Below are 1,095 nucleotides of genomic sequence, written 5' to 3'. Positions count from 1 at the left end.
GTTTGCCAGCAAGAAGAAGTTGACGCGCCGCGAGCGCTTCCTGTCCGAGATCGATGCGGCGACGCCTTGGCCGGTGTTGGTCGCAGCCTTGCTGCCTCATTATCCGAAGGCCGACGGGCGCGGTCGACCACCGATAGGCCTTGAGCGTATGCTGCGCATGTATATCGCCCAGCAATGCCTGGGATTGTCCGATGAAGGTATCGAAGACGCGATTTACGACATCGGTTCGGTACGCAATTTCGTCGGCGTCGACCTTACCCACGAGTCGGCGCCCGACGCGACGACGCTGCTCAAGTTTCGCCGCCTGCTCGAAGAGAACGACCTGACCCGCCGCGTGTTCGATGAGATCAAAGCGCACCTTGCCAGCAAAGGCCTGTCCATGCGCGAGGGCACCATCGTTGACGCCACGTTGATCGCGGCACCACCGTCGACCAAGAACAAGGACGGCGCGCGTGACCCGGAAATGCACCAGTCGAAGAAGGGCAACGATTGGCATTTCGGAATGAAATGTCATATTGGTGTAGACATGGCTACCGGTCTGGTTCACACCGTGGTGGGCACGGCCGGCAATGTGTCTGATGTGACCCAGGCGCACGCGTTGCTGCATGGCGGCGAAAAGGTTGCGCTCGGCGACGCAGGCTATCAAGGAGTGGCCAAGCGGCCCGAGAATGCGGACAAGGCGATTGCCTGGTACACGGCCATGCGGCCGAGCGTGCGCAAGACGCTCAAGAAGAGCAAGCTGGGTCGCGCGACCGAAAAGCTGGAGCAGGCCAAGGCCAGCGTGCGCGCCAAAGTCGAGCATTGCTTCCATGTCTTGAAGTGCCTCTTCAAACATCGTAAGACGCGCTATCGTGGCTTGGCCAAGAACAACGCCCAACTGTTCACACTGTTTGCGTTGACCAATCTGGTGTTGGCGCGCCGATTCCTCGGAACACAGCACACCCAAGTTGCGTCTTGAGTACGAAGAGCGAAGAAGAAACCGTTCAAATCGGTCGCTTTACCCGCTGATTTCGAGCTGCAAAACCAAGCCGCAATGTTGGCCCGAAAATTCTTGGCTGAATCGGCTCAAAAATCGATTAGATCAGCGTTTCCCTA

At 58.4% G+C, this 1,095-nt stretch carries 1 protein-coding gene; it reads left to right on the top strand.

The annotated features are described in order from the left end of the window. Positions 1-958, top strand: a 958-nt coding sequence (locus tag EJB06_RS31515; RefSeq protein WP_126077965.1) for an IS5 family transposase, incomplete at its 5' end; no start/stop codon positions are given. Positions 959-1,095: the final 137 nt, after the last annotated feature.

The organism is Massilia atriviolacea (assembly GCF_003953935.1).
Lineage (GTDB): Bacteria > Pseudomonadota > Gammaproteobacteria > Burkholderiales > Burkholderiaceae_D > Telluria_A > Telluria_A atriviolacea.
Note: the sequence above shows the minus strand (reverse complement) of the source record. Positions and strands in the feature narration are given on the sequence as shown.